This window comes from Shewanella schlegeliana (assembly GCF_016765635.1).
Lineage (GTDB): Bacteria > Pseudomonadota > Gammaproteobacteria > Enterobacterales > Shewanellaceae > Shewanella > Shewanella schlegeliana.
This window is the reverse complement of sequence record NZ_JAESVD010000006.1, coordinates 122219-141625: the sequence shown is the minus strand read 5'-3', so window position 1 is coordinate 141625 and position 19407 is coordinate 122219. Positions and strand designations below refer to the sequence as shown.

Annotated in this window: 20 protein-coding genes; 14 read left to right on the top strand and 6 right to left on the bottom strand. The window is 43.0% G+C overall.

Translation table 11 applies throughout. From position 1 onward, the window contains the following. The first annotated feature begins 5 nt into the window (after positions 1–5). The 3 genes from JMA39_RS11885 to JMA39_RS11875 all read left to right on the top strand — a co-directional run bounded on the left by JMA39_RS11885 (position 6) and on the right by JMA39_RS11875 (position 3025). On the top strand, positions 6–1322 hold the full coding sequence (locus tag JMA39_RS11885; RefSeq protein WP_202722079.1) for a glycosyltransferase: 1317 nt from the start codon (positions 6–8) through the stop codon (positions 1320–1322). 32 nt (positions 1323–1354) lie between these two features. Next, positions 1355–2272 carry a lysylphosphatidylglycerol synthase domain-containing protein gene (locus JMA39_RS11880; RefSeq protein ID WP_202722078.1) on the top strand — a complete coding sequence of 306 codons (918 nt, stop codon included), beginning with the start codon at positions 1355–1357 and terminating at the stop codon, positions 2270–2272. Between the two features lie 333 nt (positions 2273–2605). After that, positions 2606–3025, top strand: a complete 420-nt coding sequence (locus tag JMA39_RS11875) for a secondary thiamine-phosphate synthase enzyme YjbQ (protein WP_202722077.1) — start codon at positions 2606–2608, stop codon at positions 3023–3025. 54 nt (positions 3026–3079) lie between these two features. On the opposite strand, the gene JMA39_RS11870 is transcribed toward JMA39_RS11875, so the two are convergent. Next, the gene (locus JMA39_RS11870; RefSeq protein ID WP_202722076.1) at positions 3080–4297 is read right to left on the bottom strand and encodes an RsmB/NOP family class I SAM-dependent RNA methyltransferase; all 1218 of its coding nucleotides are present in this window, start codon (positions 4295–4297) and stop codon (positions 3080–3082) included. A 288-nt stretch (positions 4298–4585) separates the two neighbouring features. After that, a complete protein-coding gene (locus JMA39_RS11865) occupies positions 4586–5104 on the bottom strand; it encodes an aldolase/citrate lyase/malate synthase family protein (RefSeq protein WP_202722075.1) in 519 nt (172 codons plus the stop codon). 150 nt (positions 5105–5254) lie between these two features. On the opposite strand from JMA39_RS11865, the gene JMA39_RS11860 reads away from it, so the two are divergent. Continuing rightward, positions 5255–6790: a DUF3612 domain-containing protein gene (locus tag JMA39_RS11860; protein WP_202722074.1), complete on the top strand. Its 1536-nt coding sequence runs from the start codon at positions 5255–5257 to the stop codon at positions 6788–6790. An 86-nt stretch (positions 6791–6876) separates the two neighbouring features. Here JMA39_RS11860 and JMA39_RS11855 read toward each other — a convergent pair whose 3' ends face one another. Beyond that, positions 6877–7239 (bottom strand): hypothetical protein, encoded by a 363-nt coding sequence (locus JMA39_RS11855; protein WP_237732799.1) that lies wholly within the window; start codon positions 7237–7239, stop codon positions 6877–6879. A gap of 116 nt (positions 7240–7355) precedes the next feature. After that, on the bottom strand, positions 7356–7853 hold the full coding sequence (locus JMA39_RS21410; protein ID WP_202722073.1) for a GreA/GreB family elongation factor: 498 nt from the start codon (positions 7851–7853) through the stop codon (positions 7356–7358). 231 nt (positions 7854–8084) lie between these two features. Between JMA39_RS21410 and JMA39_RS11845 the strand changes: the two genes are divergently transcribed. Continuing rightward, positions 8085–9041, top strand: a complete 957-nt coding sequence (locus tag JMA39_RS11845) for a transporter (protein ID WP_237732798.1) — start codon at positions 8085–8087, stop codon at positions 9039–9041. A 119-nt stretch (positions 9042–9160) separates the two neighbouring features. Here the strand turns inward: JMA39_RS11845 and JMA39_RS11840 are convergent, their stop codons facing one another. Further along, positions 9161–10306 carry a ribosomal protein uL16 3-hydroxylase gene (locus JMA39_RS11840; RefSeq protein WP_202722072.1) on the bottom strand — a complete coding sequence of 382 codons (1146 nt, stop codon included), beginning with the start codon at positions 10304–10306 and terminating at the stop codon, positions 9161–9163. A gap of 188 nt (positions 10307–10494) precedes the next feature. Here JMA39_RS11840 and JMA39_RS11835 point away from each other — a divergent pair, with 188 nt between their 5' ends. After that, the gene (locus tag JMA39_RS11835; RefSeq protein WP_202722071.1) at positions 10495–11145 is read left to right on the top strand and encodes a 3'-5' exonuclease; all 651 of its coding nucleotides are present in this window, start codon (positions 10495–10497) and stop codon (positions 11143–11145) included. Positions 11146–11212: 67 nt separating this feature from the next. Here JMA39_RS11835 and JMA39_RS11830 read toward each other — a convergent pair whose 3' ends face one another. Beyond that, positions 11213–11917 (bottom strand): DUF3334 family protein, encoded by a 705-nt coding sequence (locus tag JMA39_RS11830; protein WP_202722070.1) that lies wholly within the window; start codon positions 11915–11917, stop codon positions 11213–11215. Between the two features lie 362 nt (positions 11918–12279). On the opposite strand from JMA39_RS11830, the gene JMA39_RS11825 reads away from it, so the two are divergent. From JMA39_RS11825 to JMA39_RS11790, 8 genes are all read left to right on the top strand, one after another. Further along, positions 12280–13920, top strand: coding sequence for a methyl-accepting chemotaxis protein (locus JMA39_RS11825; protein ID WP_202722069.1), 1641 nt, complete (start codon positions 12280–12282; stop codon positions 13918–13920). A gap of 99 nt (positions 13921–14019) precedes the next feature. Beyond that, positions 14020–14406, top strand: coding sequence for an ACT domain-containing protein (locus JMA39_RS11820; RefSeq protein WP_202722068.1), 387 nt, complete (start codon positions 14020–14022; stop codon positions 14404–14406). A 79-nt stretch (positions 14407–14485) separates the two neighbouring features. Continuing rightward, positions 14486–14743: an HPr family phosphocarrier protein gene (locus JMA39_RS11815; protein ID WP_202722281.1), complete on the top strand. Its 258-nt coding sequence runs from the start codon at positions 14486–14488 to the stop codon at positions 14741–14743. A gap of 10 nt (positions 14744–14753) precedes the next feature. Further along, positions 14754–16457 carry a phosphoenolpyruvate--protein phosphotransferase gene (ptsP, locus tag JMA39_RS11810; protein WP_202722067.1) on the top strand — a complete coding sequence of 568 codons (1704 nt, stop codon included), beginning with the start codon at positions 14754–14756 and terminating at the stop codon, positions 16455–16457. A 63-nt stretch (positions 16458–16520) separates the two neighbouring features. After that, positions 16521–17030, top strand: a complete 510-nt coding sequence (gene crr / locus JMA39_RS11805; protein WP_202722066.1) for a PTS glucose transporter subunit IIA — start codon at positions 16521–16523, stop codon at positions 17028–17030. A gap of 170 nt (positions 17031–17200) precedes the next feature. Beyond that, positions 17201–17545, top strand: coding sequence for an ArsC family reductase (locus tag JMA39_RS11800; RefSeq protein WP_237732797.1), 345 nt, complete (start codon positions 17201–17203; stop codon positions 17543–17545). Beyond that, the gene (gene dapE, locus JMA39_RS11795; RefSeq protein WP_202722064.1) at positions 17542–18687 is read left to right on the top strand and encodes a succinyl-diaminopimelate desuccinylase; all 1146 of its coding nucleotides are present in this window, start codon (positions 17542–17544) and stop codon (positions 18685–18687) included. The genes JMA39_RS11800 and dapE overlap by 4 nt, the downstream gene beginning before the upstream one ends. Next, positions 18678–19361 (top strand): M15 family metallopeptidase, encoded by a 684-nt coding sequence (locus JMA39_RS11790; protein WP_244999882.1) that lies wholly within the window; start codon positions 18678–18680, stop codon positions 19359–19361. Before dapE ends, JMA39_RS11790 begins: the two co-directional genes overlap by 10 nt. Positions 19362–19407: the final 46 nt, after the last annotated feature.

Genomic DNA, 19407 nt, shown 5'->3' with positions numbered 1-19407 from the left:
GCAGATTGGATAATATAATCTCAGAAACTCACTCCCATAATCCAGTGAAAAAAAGGGTGTTATGCGTTACTTCAAATTATCCAAGGTGGCATGGAGATAGTACTACTCCCTTTGTCCATCATTTAGCCGTTAGCCTAAAGGAGTTCGAATGGGAAGTTGACGTACTTGCGCCTCACTTTATAGGTGCAGCCCGAGAAGAGGTTTACGACGGTGTTTCAGTAAAACGTTTCCGCTACTTGTTACCAGAGAAAGCTCAAACTATATGCTATCAAGGCGGGGCATTAATGAACCTGCAGAAGAATCATTTAAATTATTTAAAATTACCATTATTAGTTATGTGTGAGTGGCTAGCGATCATGAAGTTACTGATGAGTGGTAAATATGACCTTTTGCACTCCCACTGGATCCTTCCTCAAGGCTTCAATGGCGTACTCGCATCTATCCCCTTGAGGATCCCCCATGTCATTACAGTCCATGGTAGCGATGCATTTGCACTAAAAGGAAAGGTGTTATCACAATTCAAGCAATTCTCTTTAACTCATGCTGATGCCGTTACCGTAAACAGTTCTGCGACTCAACAGCAAGTGCTTAGCATTGCACCTAACTTAGCAAACTTGAACTTAATACCTATGGGAGTAACTCGTGCACAACCCACCCCAAATCGATGTGAAGATTTACGCAATAAATATAAGGTAGGGAACGCCCCTTTGCTAATCTTTGTCGGGCGTTTAGTGGACGTAAAAGGGGTAGATGACTTGCTTAATGCTCTATCAATCTTAAAAGCTCAACTTTCAAATATTCGATTACTCATCTTAGGTGAAGGGCCGTTAAGAAGCGCCCTAGAATCCTTAGCCAAGGAGTTAAACCTCGTTGAGAATGTCGTGTTTATGGGGTGGATAGAATCAAATGACATTATCAACTACCTAACCGCAGCCGATATATTTATTGGCCCTTCTAAATCGACTAAAGATGGCAGTGTAGAGGCTCAAGGGATCAGTTTTATAGAAGCGATGCAAGCTGGCACCCCTGTTATCGCGAGCAATGTGGGCGGAATTGTTGATGTCATTCAACATGAGGAAACCGGACTACTCGTCGAACAGGGCAATCCGAAGCAGATAGCCGGTAGCGTATTAAGACTAATTCAAAATAAAGAATTGGAAGCTAAGTTGATTCGAGCCGCAAAAATGAAAGCAGAAAGCTTAACGAGCCTAGGCTCTGCGGAGAAAATCGCTAACGTATTCAACAGCTGTATAAAAACTAACAATGAAAAATTGAATCGGCTGCTAACCCCAAAAAAGACACCGAGTCACTTCAAAGACTAGCCAAGCCTTGCGGCAAAATATCAGAGGAGTTTATGTTGAAGAAAGGATATCACTGGGCAGGAGGGATATTAGTTACAATATGTAGTATTTTCTTCGTCATGTATCTACACGACAATTGGTCACTGCTTTCAATGTCTTTCTTTGCCAAAGACAATATCTCTATATTAACGATATCCTTGATCTTATATCTTGTATGCTTCGCGATTACATCGATAGCCTGGTATCGTTTACTCAGTTCTATTGGCCAGCATCCTCAGATGCGTCAAATAGCGATCATTATTTTAATCTCTCAATTTGGCAAGTATATACCTGGCAATTTTTCTCACCATGTTGGTCGCGCGGTTTTGGCTCATAGAATAGGCTTATCGAACCAGTCTATTGTCATCACAATGACGTACGAGATTATGATTGTCATCATATCTGCAGCTATTATCGGTACCACAGCATTACTACTAAATCACTCTCTATTACTGTCTTCTATGCCAAGCATTACACAATTTAGTCCATCTCTATCACTGATTATGGTATCCATACTCATAATCTCAGTACTATTTGCGCCAAAACTATATCGCTATGCAAAGCTTTATCTTTCGCGATTAAGCTTCCCCCCTAAACGCGCACTGTCTGAGTGCTACCTACTTTATACAGTAAGCTTTTTAGTTTTTGGTGAAATTCTGTATTTGATAACTCTGTCTTATCCTGAAACAGAAGCCACCCGCTATTGGTTTTTGACTTCATCATTTTCAATCGCTTGGCTACTTGGCTTTATTACTCCAGGCGCGCCCGCAGGACTAGGGATAAGAGAAACCGTACTGATAGCGTTAATCGCACCAGTCTATGGCAGTGGACTGGCTTTATCACTTGCGGTAACGCTACGTATGATAACGACATTAGGAGATGGACTAGGACTCTTACTTGGCTTAACGATTCGAAGTATCAAGCCTAGTTGATAATTTCGTTATTAAACCTATAGAGCTTAGATCGCAGCAATTTATTACCCCCATTAACAACAAGCCCTATGAAGGGAACTGAATGCTTAAACAGCATAACTGTGAGTTTTGCTGCCAATGAGAGTCCCCTCGATGACTGACTCAGATTACTGAATGATTTCTATCGGAGGGTTAGTCTAAATATACGACAAATCAATGATGGCAACACACATCCAGCGACTAAAGTTACCCACTCGAAATTCACTCTAAAATAGACAAATTTTCGCTTTATTTAATTTTCACCTAGCATCAGTTTACAATGCTAACGATAAGCCAATACCAGGGAAGCTAGCCATGTGGACACAAAAATTAATCACATTAAAACCACAGCCTCGTGGTTTCCATTTAATTACTAAAGAGATTGAAGAATCCCTCAGTGAATTATCAAATATCAAAATTGGCATTGCTCATCTGTTACTTCAGCACACATCGGCATCCCTCACACTAAACGAGAATGCCGATCCTAGTGTAAGAGCTGATTTTGAAAGTTATATCAATCGACTCGCACCAGAAAATGCCCCCTATTACACTCATACCTATGAGGGGGATGATGATATGCCTGCACACCTTAAGTCTAGCCTTTTAGGAGTGTCGATTACTATTCCAATTACCAATGGCAGATTCAACTTAGGCACTTGGCAAGGGATTTATTTAGGTGAGCATAGAGATAATGGCGGCAATAGAAGACTACTTATTACGTTACATGGTGAGTAAAAACAAAAAGAGCACCTAGGGTGCTCTTTTTTGACTATTTCTTCCGTTAGTGAATTATGCTTCTGCTATCCGCTCTAGTTTTGCTAAATAAAAACCATCAAAACCGGTTTCAGCTGGACTAATTGTCTCATCTTCAATAAACCTAAAGTGTTTATTCTCAGCAAGGAACGCATCCACTTGGTCACGGTTTTCCTCAGGCATGATCGAGCATGTCGCGTAGACTAATATGCCACCTACTTTTACCATACGGCTATAGCTCTGCAAGATATGCTTTTGAAGCTCAACCAGTACAGGTAGACGCTCTGGGGTATCACGCCATTTTGCGTCTGGATTACGTTTCAGCACGCCAAGACCTGAACAAGGCACATCTAATAACACTCGGTCAGCAGTTAGCTTTAAGCGCTTAATGGTTTTGCTACTGGCGATAATTCGAGTTTCAACATTATGCGCTCCCGCGCGGCGTGCCCGTTGTTTAAGGTTATCTAATTTCCATTGCTCAACATCCATCGCTAGCAAACGACCTTTACCCTGCATTTGTGCAGAAATAGAAAGTGTCTTACCACCCGCACCAGCACAGGCATCTACGACTCGCATTCCAGGTTTTGCATCCAGTGCTAGCGCAACCAGTTGAGACCCCGCATCCTGCTGCTCAAACCAGCCATTTTTAAACGCTTCAGTTCTAAATAGCGCAGAATCCGAGGTCACTTCCAAAGCGGTATCGACACCTTCGACAGCGACAGTCTGCACGCCCTCTTTACGTAGGGCGTTTGCGAGTTCATCACGAGTACACTTTAGCGTGTTAGTACGCAAAAAACGTTTCGCAGGCTGATTTAAGGCGGCTCTTTCTGCCGGCCACTTATCACCCATCTGCGCTTCACCCATCTCATTTAACCAATCTGGGCATCCATCCCACAAAACAGGTTGCTGTTTTGCTTGCTCAATTCGCGCAGCTAGCTCAGCAGCATCGACTTGTAACGAATACTGCATTTTTGGCAGAGGTAATTCATTAAACAGATGCCACACGTTGAGTAAACGGGTACCTAAACGCGCCATCTCTTCAGGTTTAACATCTGATAGGTAACAATATAAGTTAAGTCGTCTCAGGATATCACCCACAACAAAGGTAATACGGCCCTGCTCGGTAGGCTCTAATTTTAGCCCAGAGAAATGCTGAGAATAGGCGCGATCTAACGGCTTACCTTCTGATAAAACAAGATCAAGAATACTTATCGCAAGTTCATTTGAGCTGGGAGAAAGCGGAGATTTCAACATTAAAAAGTTACCCTAGAAAGAAAACGCTGCGATCATAGGAGTAAAGTTAGAAATACGCAAGCTAAGCCCTGTGAAAAGGGGGAATTTATAGAAACTCGAGTACAATAATAGCTAAGCTACTCACTATGTGTAACTAAAATAGCTCAAAAGGTCCTGTAACCCCAATTCAATATATAAAGTTGACTGACAAATTTAAAGCCCAAAAAAGGTCAAAGCCACTAAGTTGACTTAGCGGCTTTGTCTGTATCGTTAAAGCTTAAGGAGCTGTACCTCTGCTCCCTTTACCTGTTAATACTGATTCTTAACTAAGTATTCACTGCCATCTTTTGCGGTAAACTCACGCTCCTGAATTGCGGTAACAGTGGCCGTGTTCTCAATGTTGATTAAGCTAATCCAATAGTCATGCCCTTGTAACTGAATATCTTTGATATTCGCTAAGTCTTGACCTCTATTTGGTTGCTTTCTATCAAAACTCAATTCAACGTGTGTCCCTCTGTCTCGTAGCAGAATTGCACTCGGTTCACTCTTATGACCCGTCAGCGCAACGAATTGCTTTGGAAAGCGCAAACCTGTTTGGGAGCCGTCAGCCATAAAAATCAGCAGCTGTGAATAGTAAACCACGTAGCTACAAGCATTTTTATGTGAGCCCTTAGCTAAAGGAAACTTTGCATCTAAGAACGTTTTCGCGCATGGGGCCGTTGTATCGCAGCTCGTTGCCACTTTGACAAGATCCACATCAACAAGCTCTGCACCAATAAAGTTATTGTTTTGATTTACTTGAGTACTATTGATTGTTGATATATCCATGGCCCTATCCTCTTACTTTTGAAATCGTGGGTCGTTATCTTTTGTTGTCACAACCGAAAACAAGACTATTTCCTGATTGCTTGATTTGTAGTCTAGTGTAAATTTCATTACAATTTCACAATAAAAATTTTACATTGTGAATTTTACAGAATGAAAAACAATCAGAGCTTGATTAGAAAGTCACATTTCTTGGGCACAAAGATCCGCAACTTGAGAAAGAGAAATCACCTCACTATGGAGGATCTCTCTGCGCGCTGTGTACGTGTAGATCCTGAGTCTGCTCCCTCTGTATCTTACTTATCCATGATTGAACGTGGTAAACGTGTACCAAGTTCTGGGATGCTTGCAGTCATCGCAGCGGTGTTCCAAAAAGAGATCGATTGGTTTCTTGATGATGTACCCGAAGATGATGCCATTACACCGAATAAAGGACGACGTGGTGGTATAAGCGGCATGGCGTTAGAGCCAAGCTTTCTCTTTTCCAATGATATTTTACAAATTGCGATCCCAGAGATGCTATCTCAAACAGGGACGACAGGACGAGAGTTTGCCCACCTTTTAATTCGTGCTCATCAAGAGCACCACCAGAACCACTTTCCTGATCTGGAGCGCGCTGCCGAAGAGGTTGGTCATAAACGCTTGCCGTTGGCGATTGATGATCTTAAAGATATCGCCAAATCAATCGGGCTAAGGTTAAAGTGGATCGATAGGACGCCCCAAGAGGTCGTTGATGAGATGGGCGTAAGCACCACACATGTTGTCACCTCTTTTTTTGAACCACCTTCGACAATCTACTTAAACAAGATGCTTAAGTCGTTCCCAACACGTTTAAAATACGACTTGGCAGTGCATATAGGTCATTGTGTTTTACATAATAAAGATGGATTAAAGTGTGTCTTGACCGCTGGAAGACGCCATACAGCCGCTCATGAAGAGTCTACCGCGCCAGTTTCATCGACGCTCAATGCACAAGATATCTTGCATGCTTGGCGAGATTTTGAATCTAGTTTTTTTGCAGGAGCACTACTTTGCCCTAAAGTGCCTTTTAGACAGCTACTCGATCGCCACGGCTATGAGATCAAAGTGAATAAAACCTTAGGAGTGTCGGCTTCTGTTGCAATGCGCCGCATGACAGTCGTGTCCCCCTACCCACACTGGCATTACTTTGATGCCTATGCACCGGGAAAGTTAAAAGCTGTCTATCGCGGTAATGGTATTCCACTACCTTGGGGCAATATGCGAGTTGTTGAAGATCCTTGCCAGCACTGGGCCGTATTTAGGATGATTAACGAGCCTAAAGTAGGTACCTCTGCACAGATCTCAATTCTCGATGTTGCTGAAAAACCCAGGATCTACTGCTGTGAGTCAGTAAAAGTGGAAGATATGGCCGGTAATAACCACGTCTTATGCGCTGGTATTGATCTTAACCCAGCTATTGATGCTCAAGGTGGTGATGCAGCAAGCATTGCAGCCGACCTAAAACAATCTTGTGCAACTAACAACGGTACAGTAGAGATGCCAACAAACATTAAAAAAAGCCTAATGAGCGTTGCAAAAATATTGAATATTAACTGGATTGAAAGAGGTATAGATAACGAAGCTAGACTGATTTGTTCTAGGGGAGCCGTTTGTCCAAGACAACCAAGTTGTTATCAAGCGGGAAAGTCGCAGTGCAGTGAGAACTGATATTAGCCGGAAAGACCCAACTGACTTAGTAATTGTTGTAATTAAAAAGATAAACAGAATTGACTGTGTTCTGTTTATCTAAATATTTATTTGAGCGGCTGCACTCCGAATGCCACACCTTGAACCTGAATACACTGCTCAGAGTAGCCAATACCAAACGACAGTGAATCGTCTATGGTCACATCGGTGATGATCACGGTACCTTGAACAGCCGATTTAGCGTTTTCAATGGCCTTAGGAGATGAAACACTTTCGCCGACAGGGAAAAGATATAAAAACTGAGTTTGGCAGCTCTCACCAAAAACAGGCCCTAATTTGACGAGATGGTCATTAGTCGATTTATCTTGGTAAGTACTAGTCACAAACGAGCCATGATTGGCGATATTACACCCCATCATAGTAAGAGACACTGCCGATATTAATACTAATTTACGACCCATTTCTGCCATAACCCATTCCTTTAAACGCTATTGTCGATTAACACGAGAGCCTAAGACTAGACCCCCTCCCTCACAACCTAATGTAGTGGCAGAAGATAAGCAAAACGCCCTCACCTACCTAGACCTTACGAGCTCACCATTACAATCTCATAATCCCGGCGTCTACCCGCGACCAACAGACTAAATTCATCTCCTTGAAGCTTATTAATCATGGCTTGGCCTAGTGGAGAGGCAAGCGTAACAATCATAACCGAATATTTATCAAAGGTTACCTTTAAGCCTCCAGCGCTCGGTCCAACAAACAGAAACTGACATTTCCCCTCGGTGTCCATCAGCTCTACCAGCTTTCCTACCTCCACCTTCGCATTTGTCTCTGAAACATCACTTAACCGAGTAAACATGGTTTCAAAGTCTCTTATATCGGCTTGACATTGCGCTACTCTCACAGACTGCCCGTGGGCAAGATAGGATGCCTCTAAACCAAAGGTTTCATATTTACTCTTAGCAATACTCTCGGTGTCAGTTGCCGTTTCATGGGCCCGCTTTGCAGCAGCAATGGCACTTGTGAGTGCTTTTTCAAGCTCTTGTCGAATGAGGTGATGTAACCGATTAATAGATAACACTTCTCTTACTTATCCTGAGTATAAACTTACCACTACACTTAGAATACCAAAGCCACACTCAGATGATGCATTAATATTTCAATGTCTGAACAAAATCCACTTGATAAACACTGTGAATTCGTTAACTTAGTGTTAATAGTTTGAGTTTGTTTAAATCAAGATCTCTGTGTTTATAAGTTAAACTGACCTTAAAAGCACCAGTGTTATATCGACGTTCGTAAAGGAATAAGATTGAAGAATAAATACAAGCTTATTTGGGATGAGGTATTCACCAATTTTCTTGCCTGTAACCTAGTTAAATGGCAGTGGTTAATAGTGCCTCCTCTGCTCCTAGTCTGTACACCTAGTTTGGCTCAAGATCTTGAGCCCCGTAGTTACACCAATATCCCTATTGGCATGCACTTCTTAGCTGCGGGTATTGTACACTCCGAGGGCGATCTATCTCCTGCACCTACCGCCCCCATTACCGATGCCAACTTAACTATCGATGCAGCCGTTATAGGGTACGCTCACACCTTCAATTTAGCTGGTAGTTCATCAAAGGTCGATCTTTCCACGACCCGAGTTTGTTTTGAAGGTAGTGCAACATTTAACTCTGAGCGGCTCTATGCTGACCGCTGTGGATATGGTGATCCGACAATAAGGCTAACCTGGAACTTTTTTGGCGCACCAGCTTTAAAGCCGAAGGATTTTTCCAAATGGCAACAAGGCATTGTCATTGGTGCCAGTATGCAGATCACTTTACCAATCGGCAGTTATGACTCAGATAAACTGCTCAATGCAGGGACTAATCGCTGGGTTTTTCGTCCAGGGATAGGTATGTCACATAAGCTAGGGCGCTGGTATTACGACCTTATCGCCTCAATTAGACTATACGGTGATAATGACGAATATTTTAACAACACAAGCTTGGAGCAAGAGCCACAATATACTCTCCAAGGTCACCTCATCTATAACATTAGTCGTGGACATTGGATCTCATTAAACGCAAATTTGTTTTTTGGTGGTGAAACCAGAAAAGATAAAATTGCGTCATCAGATGATCAGCGTAACTCGCGCTTCGGTATCACCTATTCGGTACCCGTTAGCGCCCAGCATAGCGTCAAGCTCTACGCCAACACAGGAGTGATAACCGAAGTGGGAAACGACTTCAATACATTTGGCGCACTATGGCAATATCGTTTTTAATCAATAACTAGCACACTCTAAACTAACGTTAGCTAATAAAAAAGTCCAATCGCTTCAACTGCAATTGGGCTTAATATATTATTTATCGCGGCTATGGATAATACACGGGATAATCACGCTCAATCTAAATCGTCAAAATACCAGTAGCCCGCATTAACCCACTGTGTTAACTGCGACATAACGGCGTCATCATCAAACCAAGTTTGAATATCTTCAAGTGTAAGCATCTGTTTGTTACAGAAAGTCTCAATAATCTCTGAGCAACCGTCGGTAAACTGAACTTGCTCACCATTGATGTACATGACACCAGAACCTAAGGTTGCGGCGAAATAAAGGCAACGTAAACCACCTAAGCGAATCAAAGGTTGCTCGGCAATGATAGCCTTAATATCTTCCACCTCGAAACCTAGGTTAGCCTCAGGCAGATCCAGTTCGCACTTAGATTGTGTCAGATAGCGACCGCTGAATTCACTAATTAGCGTATCGTCCAAACTATCTACAAGTTGCTGTTTAATAAGGTTAAGATCTTTCTCATCGATTAAACCAGAATGCTGACTAAGGCTACGATCTGGATCGGTGATCTGTTTAGTACCGAGTTCGTTATCGATAAGATGATCGGCCAAAGCACTCACCATATCGCGTGCAGATGCCGTGCGATAACCAACAGAGAAGCTCATTGATGGCTCAAGAGTAACACCGTCATGGGGGTATCCGGGTGGCAGATAAAGAATATCACCAGGTAATAACTCTACATCGATGATCGGCTCAAATGCTTCGGTATGAAGCAGTGCAGGATGAGCTGCAAATTCTTTGTGAGGACCTAAGTCTCCTACACGCCATCTACGTCTTCCTGAACCCTGGCAGATAAACACGTCATAGAGATCGATATGTGGACCGACTCCGCCGCCTGGCACAGCGTAACTGACCATCACATCGTCTAAACGCCAGCGCGGAATAAAGTCGAAACACTTAAGTAGATCTTCGGCTTGAGGTACCCAATTATTCAAGGCTTGAACAATCAAGGTCCAATCCGTCTCACCTAGATGCTCATAAGATTCAAATGGGCCAAACTCAGCTTGCCACTCCCCTTTCTCTCGGTAAACGCGACGAGACTCAACCATTTCATCACAAGCAAGTCCAGCCATCTCATCAGGAGAAAGCAGATCTTGAAAGTTTTTAAATCCTTGACGGATCACAAGTGGTTTCTTTTGCCAGTACTGCTCAAGAAATTCCTTTGGCGTTAAACCATTTATATCTAATTGCATGCTATTAACTCACGAAAATTTGTGTGCATTTTATCAAATACGGCTAGATAAAAATCACGGTGAGATCATGAAAACATGCTTATTCTGCGCAGCTATTAACGAAAATCTTTAAAAGCAGAGTCAGGAGCACAAAGAGAATTGACTGCAATGGCGGGATCAATACAATACCAAGCAAACATCACAGATAAATGATTAAATTGACCAATAGCAAACACGCCAACTTATCACGCCCAGCCGATACCGTTATCGTACTCGACTTTGAAACCACCGGCTTGTCTCCAACACAGGGCGACCGAGCGATTGAGATTGGTGCCGTCATGTTAAAAGATGGCAAAGTTATCGACCGTTTTCAGCAGCTAATGAATCCAGGGTTTAGGGTAAGCGGCTTTATCGAAAGCTATACTGGGATCAGTAATGCCATGTTAGCCAGTGCGCCTTCATGCGAAGAGGTTATGGCACAATTTGCAGATTTTATCGGAGATTATAATCTGGTTGCCCATAACGCCTCTTTCGACCAAAGATTTTTAGATGCAGAGCTTAGGCGAGTGGGCAGTCATTATATCGGTCAATTTGCTTGCTCCATGCTGATTGCACGAAGACTCTACCAAGCCGCCCCAAACCATAAGTTGGGGAGCCTTGTTAGCTATAAGAATATTGAGCATGACGGTGTGTTTCACCGAGCTTTAGCCGATAGTGAAATGACCGCGAGCTTATGGTTAGCCATGCTAGAAGACTTAGACAGAGACTACCAGTTGTCTAGTCCTAACTTTGGCTTACTGCAAAGCATTGCCAAGCAGAGTAAAGCCAACATCAACCAGTATCTACAGCGCCAAAAATAATCAAACAGTACACTGCTTTATAGGTAAAGCAGTGTACCTAATAAACCACTCTATCGCCGCGGAGCGTCTATAACCCGAGCTCATCGAGCAGATCATCTGCATCTGTATTGCTTACGCTTGCCTTTGGCGCCTTACTAGCACTTCGTTCGCTATTAGAAGATGCGAGTAGCTGTCCATGTTCTGCAAGTAGCTCATCTAAATCAAAATCGTCATCTGCTTCGAATTCACTTATCTTGATGAACTCCGTCTTATCCATTGCAAATTCAAGATAGAAAATATGGTTATTTTTGGTCTTAAACGATACTCTTCTCGCGACAGCTTCATCTAGATTAGTATCGATAGAGATAGTCAGTTCTTTATTAATAGTCAACATCTTAGGTTGACTTTGGCTGATACTCGTTTGCAACTCCTTGCTTATTTTGTTGATGAAATCCCCTAAGATCTGATTCATCAACTCCCCCATCACATTGCCGACTTCATCCGAAGTATGTGAGAACGCAAGCTCAGACTCTGGCATGCCCATATTAAGCATGTATTCACGGTAGATCTCTAGCGCAGCTGGCGCCGAGAAATTAATCACCACCAAGCCAGAAAAACCGCCGTCAAAAATGGAGAAACAGCCTAAGTCAGGCTTCAAACAGGTACGGGTAATCGATTGCACCATACCTGCGTGGGTAACTTGGCTATGCGTAGTACTAAACAGCACATGAGATACTGAGTGACATAGCTTTAACAAAATATCATCGGTGGTAACTGATACTGTGGCCTGCATAAAATTAACCTTTTTAAAATAGTCGAGACATATTGCCCCAGCCAATTAACAAAACAAAGTAAAACAAGAAAACAAATTAAACGAGTAATCCACTGGATAAGTTTATCAGCCGACACCTACAGCATTTAATATCGCCTCATCAACCTTACCAGCATATCCCGCTATACAAAAACCCATATACAGTGATACAAACCTGACTATATGACATCACTCACGGCTCGCTCTATATCTAGCTGATCTCGCCCGCTATAGTCCGAATAGATACAGTTAACATTTTTTAAATAAACATAGACTTACGGTTTCGTCACGCCGATATTAAGAGTAGATTTAATTTAAGTATTCGTTAACAGAGTAACAACGCAATGACCGCCATTTTAAGACAATTGACTATTCTACAACGTCTAATTTTAATGCTCATGCTCGCCGCAATCGGCACCGTTTGTTTCGCTAGTTTTTCGATCAATGAGCAGTACAACAATATTATCACTCAAAAGTGGCTACAAAATGACGCTCAAATTAGTACGGCGCTCAGCATCATTGAAGCTAAGAATAAACAAGTTGATGGTCAAATCTTCGATACAATTAAAGCACAACAAAGTGCCGCGGCATTGATTAATCAGATCCATTTCGGAAATGATGGTTACTTCATCATATTAGACGAACAACGAAATATTATCGCTAATGGCGCTGATGCTAATACCATATCACAAAATGTCACAAGCCTAGTTCACTCACAAGATAGACCCAATCTAAACGCCTTAATAGACCTTGCAGCGAGCCAATCGTCGGCTAAAGCGCAGATAAGCTTCCCTAACCCAAGTAATGGTCAATTAGAAGCCAAGCTAGTGGAAGCTAAACTCTATCAGCCTTGGGGTTGGACAGTGATTACAGGCAGCTTGATGAGTGATATTTATGATGTAATGTATTCAATGGCCCTAGATTACTTGATTATTATGTTGATGATCTCTGTTCCCATCTTTCTTTTTTTCCTAGTACTCAATGTGTCTATCACTGCGCCCTTAAAAGATGCTATCGCGGCGATGAAGGACATAGCACAAGGGGAAGGCGATTTAACCCAAAAGCTTCCAACAAAAGGAAGAGATGAAGTCGCAGAGTTAGCAGAGGCTTTTAACCTGTTTGTTGTCAAAATTCGGGACATGGTTGCTCAACTTCAACCTATAGGCAAAAACTTAGATAAAGATGCTATCGGTTTGCTAACCGCAGTAGAAGAGTCTAATAGTAGTGTTGAACACCTACATCAAGAAACATCTAGTGTGGCGACTGCAATAAATCAGATGCTCTCCACCACCCAAGAGATGGCGAGCAGCACTAACCAAGCAGCTGATGCGGCGAACAGCGTAAAACAGCAAGCTCAACAAAGCATGTCGATGATGAACTCGACTCTAGATAACGTTCAACATCTTGCCGATGAGCTGAAACATGCGCAACAACTCACCCATGCTCTAGGTCAATCATCGGTACAAATTGGCAGCATTTTGGATGTGATCAGAGCCATTGCTGAGCAGACGAATCTACTCGCGCTTAATGCCGCCATCGAGGCCGCACGTGCAGGAAGTCATGGACGAGGGTTTGCCGTTGTGGCAGATGAAGTTCGTGCATTAGCTAATCGCACTCAAGACTCCACTAATGAAATTCAAGGGATCATCAAAGATATCCAATCTGGTGTCAATTCGGTTGTCGCCAGTAATGAGCAGAATCAGAATCAATCACAACAAGTTCAATCGCAAGCTAAAGGTGTCAGTGAGTCATTGAACGATATCCTTAACCTTATCGCCCACATTAGCGATATGAATACTCACCTTGCCAGTGCAACAGAAGAGCAATCGATCGTTACCGAAGAGATAAACCGTAATATTTGTACCATCACCGAGCTTACCGAAGTCTCGGTAAAAGCCAATGAGAGTAACCATAATGCGGCAATATCGCTTCAGGCTATCAGCAAAGATTGTGCACAAACATTAGGTCAGTTTAAAGTTAATTAACAACTAGCGTTTAAGATGCGAGGGTAATATTGACCCTCGCGCTCTTAGCCATTTGTGATAAGCTAAATTCACAGATGGAACTTATCTAAGAGTTAATTTATGGCTCGTATGACCCTAGCTAGTCACCCTGAACTCTACACTATTCATAGCTTTTCATCCGATTGCACTATACCAGCTGAAATTTTTCAGCAGGAGATGTTCTTTATCGGCAAAACCAAGGATGAGATCTCCGTTGTCGTTTCATCAAAACTTGCCCTTGATAGCATTGAACAGGAAGATGACTGGCGCTGCCTTGAAGTCATCGGTCCATTAGGGTTCTCAATGACAGGGATCCTCGCCAACGTCTCCAGCACACTTGCAAATGAAAAGATCAGTATTTTTGCTATCTCCACCTTCGATACTGACTATATTCTGGTGAAAAAAGAGACCTTAGAAGCAGCGACCAAGGCCCTAAAAAAGAAAAACTATCAAATCATTGATTATTAGCTCAATTGTTCTTAGATTAATCATTCAAAAATAATAAGCACTGGCTGGTTGTTCGCTTACTTCGAAGAGTCCCACGATGATGTATGAAAAAATAGTTACCATTACCGCTAAGCACGGGATCCATACCCGCCCAGCTGCACTTTTGGTTAAAAAAGCTAAGTCTTTCGAATGTAACATCATAGTTGAGTGCGATGGCAAGCAGGCCAGTGCAAAAAGTCTATTTAAACTGCAAACATTAGGCCTCTATCAAGGCGTTTCGGTTAAGGTTATCGCCGAAGGAGAACATGCTGAGCAAGCTGTGGAAGAAGTGTCTGAATTACTCATTACATTAAGTTAAGGGTCTTGCTATGTCGATTACGGGAATCGTTGTTTCATCAGGAATAGCCTTTGGCCACGCCTTACATCTTAACTTACATCACGAGAAAATCGATTATAGGGTGATCAACACAGCGCAAATTCCCATCGAAATTCAAAAACTCAAAAAAGCATTTGAGCTTCAAAAACATCATTTACACCAAGTACTTATAAAGTTAGAGCCTAAAACAAGTCATTTTGAACTCATCGAAGCCGATATTTTGCTATTAGAAGATGAAGAACTGCTTAGCCAAATCGAGGACGCAATTTCTACACTGCAGATCCGAGCCGCCGCCGCGATTGAGCGTATATTTGCTCATCAAGCATCGGAGCTAGAGCAATTAGAAGACCCCTACTTAGCTAATCGTGCCCAAGACATGCTTTGTTTAAGTCATCGCCTCATAGCACGACTCAATGGCGCACAGCACCTAGATGTTAGCCAGCTTAAGCAGGATACCATCATTTTTGCTCATGATTTAACGCCTGCTGAATTTGCCATGCTGCCGTTAGATTATATTAATGGATTAGTACTCAATACAGGCGGGATCACCAGCCATACAGCCATTCTAGCCCGTAGTGCAGGCATACCTGCACTGCTTAGTTGCGAGTATGAACAGGCTAATATTGAAAACGGCGCTCAAGTTGTTCTCAACGCTATCGACGGTGAGTTGGTTGTCGAACCAAGTGATGAAAATCGGGTTAAATTAACGCAATTGATGCAGCACGATGTCGAGCGTAAGCAGCAACTGTTGACCCTTAAAGATCTGCCGACCGAAACCTTAGATGGTCATAGTGTGTCTCTGTTAGCAAATGTCGGTAGCTTAAACGAGATTAGTCACTTAGCTGACGTCGGAGCTGAAGGAATAGGTCTGTTCAGAACGGAGTTCATGTTAATGAACACCAGCACACTGCCCGATGAGAAAACTCAATACCACTTTTACTGCGATGCACTGCACTTGATGGAAGGTAAGACTTTTACCATCAGAACCTTAGATGTCGGCGCCGACAAAGAACTCCCTTGTCTAACGCCTTTAATCGAGGATAACCCAGCATTGGGCATAAGAGGCATTCGCTATAGTCTTGCAAACCCAGAACTTTTCAACACCCAAGTAAAGGCAATCTTAAGAGCTGCCAACCATGGCGCCATTCGCCTGATGTTCCCAATGATCAATCAAGTTGAAGAACTAGAGGCGTTATTTGGCTTCATTGAAGAGTGTAAGCTTGAGCTTATCGAAGAGGAAAAAGGCTTTGGTGAGCTAAGCTACGGTATTGTGGTCGAAACTCCTGCAGCAGTGCTCAATCTATCCTCAATGTTACCGTTACTGGACTTTATAAGCATAGGCACCAATGATCTGACCCAGTATACAATGGCAGCAGATAGAACCAACCCATCACTAACAAAAACCTACCCCTCCCTTTCTCCTGCGGTATTGCAACTCATTAAAACTGCGATTGACCACGCTAGGGAAAACAATATTAAGGTTTCATTGTGTGGTGAACTCGCCAGCGATCCCAAAGTTGCTCCCTTATTAGTTGGGATGGGGATCGATGAGCTTAGTGTGAATTTAAGTTCATTATTAGAGGTAAAATCAGGATTACGTGATATAAGTTATCAAACATGCTTAACCCTAGCTAAGCATGCATTAAAGATAAAAAGAATCGAGGAATTATATCTTTACATTAACGGTTTCAAATAATACCGATATAATGGCTATCGCCTTCATCAATCACCAATGAACATAGCAAGAGGCAAAATATAGATGGGATTTTTAAGCCGAATTCGACGACTGATCTCAGGTCAAACTGACATCGCAGGTGTTGTGAATGTCTATGCCCCTGTTTCCGGAAAAATTGTTGCCATAGAAAAAGTACCTGATGCAGTTTTTTCAGAGAAAATTGTTGGTGACGGCTTGGCTATCGAGCCTAAAGGTCAGCAGATCCTCGCACCTATTGACGGTACAATCGGAAAAATTTTCGAAACTAACCATGCATTTAGTATTGAATCTCCCCAAGGGCTTGAGATCTTTGTCCATTTTGGCATCGGCACAGTTGAACTTAGAGGTAATGGCTTTAAGCGCTTAGCCGAAGAGGGGCAAGAGGTTAAAGTAGGCGACCCCATTTTAGCGTTTGATCTTGACTACTTAACCGAGCACGCCGATAGCCTACTGACACCTGTGCTCATTGCCAATATGGAAGACATACAGGGCTTAGACAAGAAGCAGGGGCATATCGAAGCAGGTAAAGATGTGATCTTTTCTGTCATGCTGTAACCTTTGTAGTGCAGAGTAATCGCCATTGCTTTTGCTCAACAAATACCGTCAAACAGCAATATGCATTGAATAACACTCAACAACGGCAGCATCGCCTCAGTTCGCTCTTGAGCCGAGTCTAAAGCAATGCCACAATGCACAAAATTTATAAAAACAGATTGGAGTACCCTTTGACACTTTTTGGGATTAAGAATTGCGATACCGTACGTAAGGCGCGTAAATGGCTAGAAGCTAATCAAATTGATGTGGCTTTTCATGATTTTCGTGAAGACGGACTCACCAGTGAGCAGGTAGAGCAATGGGTAGCAGCTATTGGCTGGGAAGCGTTATTCAATAAGCGTAGTACTAGCTTTAGAAACCTTACCGAGACGGAAAAGAGCGATCTGAATGAGAAGAAAGCCATCGCACTTATGACCCTATACCCAACTTTGATCAAACGTCCCGTTTTGGTGGCAAATAATCAAGTACAGGTTGGATTCAAAGAGGCTGATTACCGTGTGTGGTTCAATCTATGAGCCAGCATGACGAGTCTGCAGTACTAAAACTCGCCAAAGATCTTATCTCTCGCCCTTCAGTCACGCCTTTAGACGAAGGCTGTCAGCCATTGATGGCCGAGCGGCTACAGCAAGTTGGCTTCGAAATTGAGTCCATGGTGTTTGAAGATACCACTAACATGTGGGCTCGCCGAGGAACACAGTCTCCACTCTTTTGCTTTGCGGGCCATACCGATGTGGTTCCTGTCGGTGATCTAAACCGCTGGCACACGCCACCATTTGATCCAGTCGTTATTGACGACTATCTTCATGGTCGTGGCGCAGCCGATATGAAAGGTTCATTGGCAGCCATGGTTGTAGCCACAGAGCGCTTCGTGAGCAAACACCCTGATCATCAAGGCTCTATTGCATTTCTAATTACCAGTGACGAAGAAGGGCCGTTTATCAATGGCACCACTCGCGTCATCGATACTCTAGAAGCGCGCAACGAAAAAATCACTTGGTCACTGGTCGGCGAGCCCTCTTCGACCCATAAGCTCGGTGATATTGTTAAAAATGGTCGCCGTGGCAGCCTCACAGGTAACCTAACAGTGAAAGGGATCCAGGGGCACGTTGCCTACCCTCACCTAGCCGATAACCCTATTCATAAGGCCGCTCCGGCACTGGATGAATTAGCCCGAATGAAGTGGGATAATGGCAATGAGTTCTTTCCACCGACTAGCTTCCAAATAGCCAATATTAATGGCGGCACAGGCGCATCAAATGTTATTCCTGGCGCACTAGAGGTGATGTTTAACTTCCGTTACTCCACTGAAGTTACCGCTGAGATTTTAATTGAGCGTGTACTCAATATACTAGATGCTCATGGCCTAGATTATGATATCAATTGGGTCTATAACGGTTTACCTTTCTTAACCGGAGAAGGCCCTCTATTAGAAGCAACAAAGGCTGCGGTTAAAAAAGTGACAGGCTCAGATACCGATCCTCAAACTTCTGGCGGCACCTCTGATGGACGCTTTATTGCACCAACTGGCGCACAAGTTATCGAACTAGGCCCGGTCAATGCCACCATCCATAAAGTGAACGAGTGCGTGAAAGTCTCAGATCTTGAGCTACTCACCGACTGCTATGAAGCGATATTGGAAAACCTACTGTGCAAGTAACTCAGTCCCATTTATACGGCCTTGACAAACAAGGACTTGTCAATTGCTTAGGGCATCTTCTGGAAACCAATACTGCCGCTGCATTTTTAACAATGCAGCGTGCAGCCGTTAGCGATGGTATCGACCTTCAAATCTGCTCCGGCTATCGTAATTTCGAAAAGCAACTATCCATTTGGAATGCCAAGGCAAGCGGTAAAAGAGTCTTATTAAATAGAGAGTCTCAACCTGTATCAATAGAGAGCCTATCTTCAAATCAGTTGATCAACCTTATCCTTATTTGGTCTGCTATTCCAGGAATGTCCCGTCATCACTGGGGAACAGATATCGATATTTTTGATGCCAATAAAATAAGCCGTGAACAACTTCGTCTGATTCCCTCCGAGTATCAGGTTAATGGCCCCTGTTTTGAATTAAACCAGTGGCTAAACAAGCACGCACAAGATTACGGGTTTTACCGTCCTTATCAACCACAGCTCAGTGGCGTAAGCCCCGAACCTTGGCACTTAAGCTATTTTCCTATTTCTGCTGCTTATCTTGAAGCTTATGATTTGCAGTCGGTTAAATCGGTGCTGGCATCTTCAGACATCCTAGAAAAAGAGACGATATTGGCCCAGCTAGAGTCACTCATTAACGAATACGTCATCAGAGTCGCTCCTATCCCTAACAGCCAGTAAAGCCTTTTAAATTTAAATTATTCACACATATTTGAGATCACACTGT

Excerpts from the sequence above, each read along its gene's own strand:
- ptsP (WP_202722067.1), top strand. The coding sequence starts at position 14,754 with ATGTCGATTACGGGAATCGTTGTTTCATCAGGAATAGCCTTTGGCCAC.
- JMA39_RS11830 (WP_202722070.1), bottom strand. The coding sequence starts at position 11,917 with ATGCAGGCCACAGTATCAGTTACCACCGATGATATTTTGTTAAAGCTA.
- JMA39_RS11860 (WP_202722074.1), top strand. The coding sequence starts at position 5,255 with ATGAAAAACAATCAGAGCTTGATTAGAAAGTCACATTTCTTGGGCACA.
- JMA39_RS11870 (WP_202722076.1), bottom strand. The coding sequence starts at position 4,297 with ATGTTGAAATCTCCGCTTTCTCCCAGCTCAAATGAACTTGCGATAAGT.
- JMA39_RS11880 (WP_202722078.1), top strand. The coding sequence starts at position 1,355 with ATGTTGAAGAAAGGATATCACTGGGCAGGAGGGATATTAGTTACAATA.
- JMA39_RS11840 (WP_202722072.1), bottom strand. The coding sequence starts at position 10,306 with ATGCAATTAGATATAAATGGTTTAACGCCAAAGGAATTTCTTGAGCAG.
- JMA39_RS11835 (WP_202722071.1), top strand. The coding sequence starts at position 10,495 with ATGATTAAATTGACCAATAGCAAACACGCCAACTTATCACGCCCAGCC.
- JMA39_RS11855 (WP_237732799.1), bottom strand. The coding sequence starts at position 7,239 with ATGGCAGAAATGGGTCGTAAATTAGTATTAATATCGGCAGTGTCTCTT.
- JMA39_RS11815 (WP_202722281.1), top strand. The coding sequence starts at position 14,486 with ATGTATGAAAAAATAGTTACCATTACCGCTAAGCACGGGATCCATACC.
- JMA39_RS11865 (WP_202722075.1), bottom strand. The coding sequence starts at position 5,104 with ATGGATATATCAACAATCAATAGTACTCAAGTAAATCAAAACAATAAC.
- JMA39_RS11820 (WP_202722068.1), top strand. The coding sequence starts at position 14,020 with ATGGCTCGTATGACCCTAGCTAGTCACCCTGAACTCTACACTATTCAT.
- JMA39_RS11875 (WP_202722077.1), top strand. The coding sequence starts at position 2,606 with ATGTGGACACAAAAATTAATCACATTAAAACCACAGCCTCGTGGTTTC.
- JMA39_RS11825 (WP_202722069.1), top strand. The coding sequence starts at position 12,280 with ATGACCGCCATTTTAAGACAATTGACTATTCTACAACGTCTAATTTTA.
- dapE (WP_202722064.1), top strand. The coding sequence starts at position 17,542 with ATGAGCCAGCATGACGAGTCTGCAGTACTAAAACTCGCCAAAGATCTT.
- crr (WP_202722066.1), top strand. The coding sequence starts at position 16,521 with ATGGGATTTTTAAGCCGAATTCGACGACTGATCTCAGGTCAAACTGAC.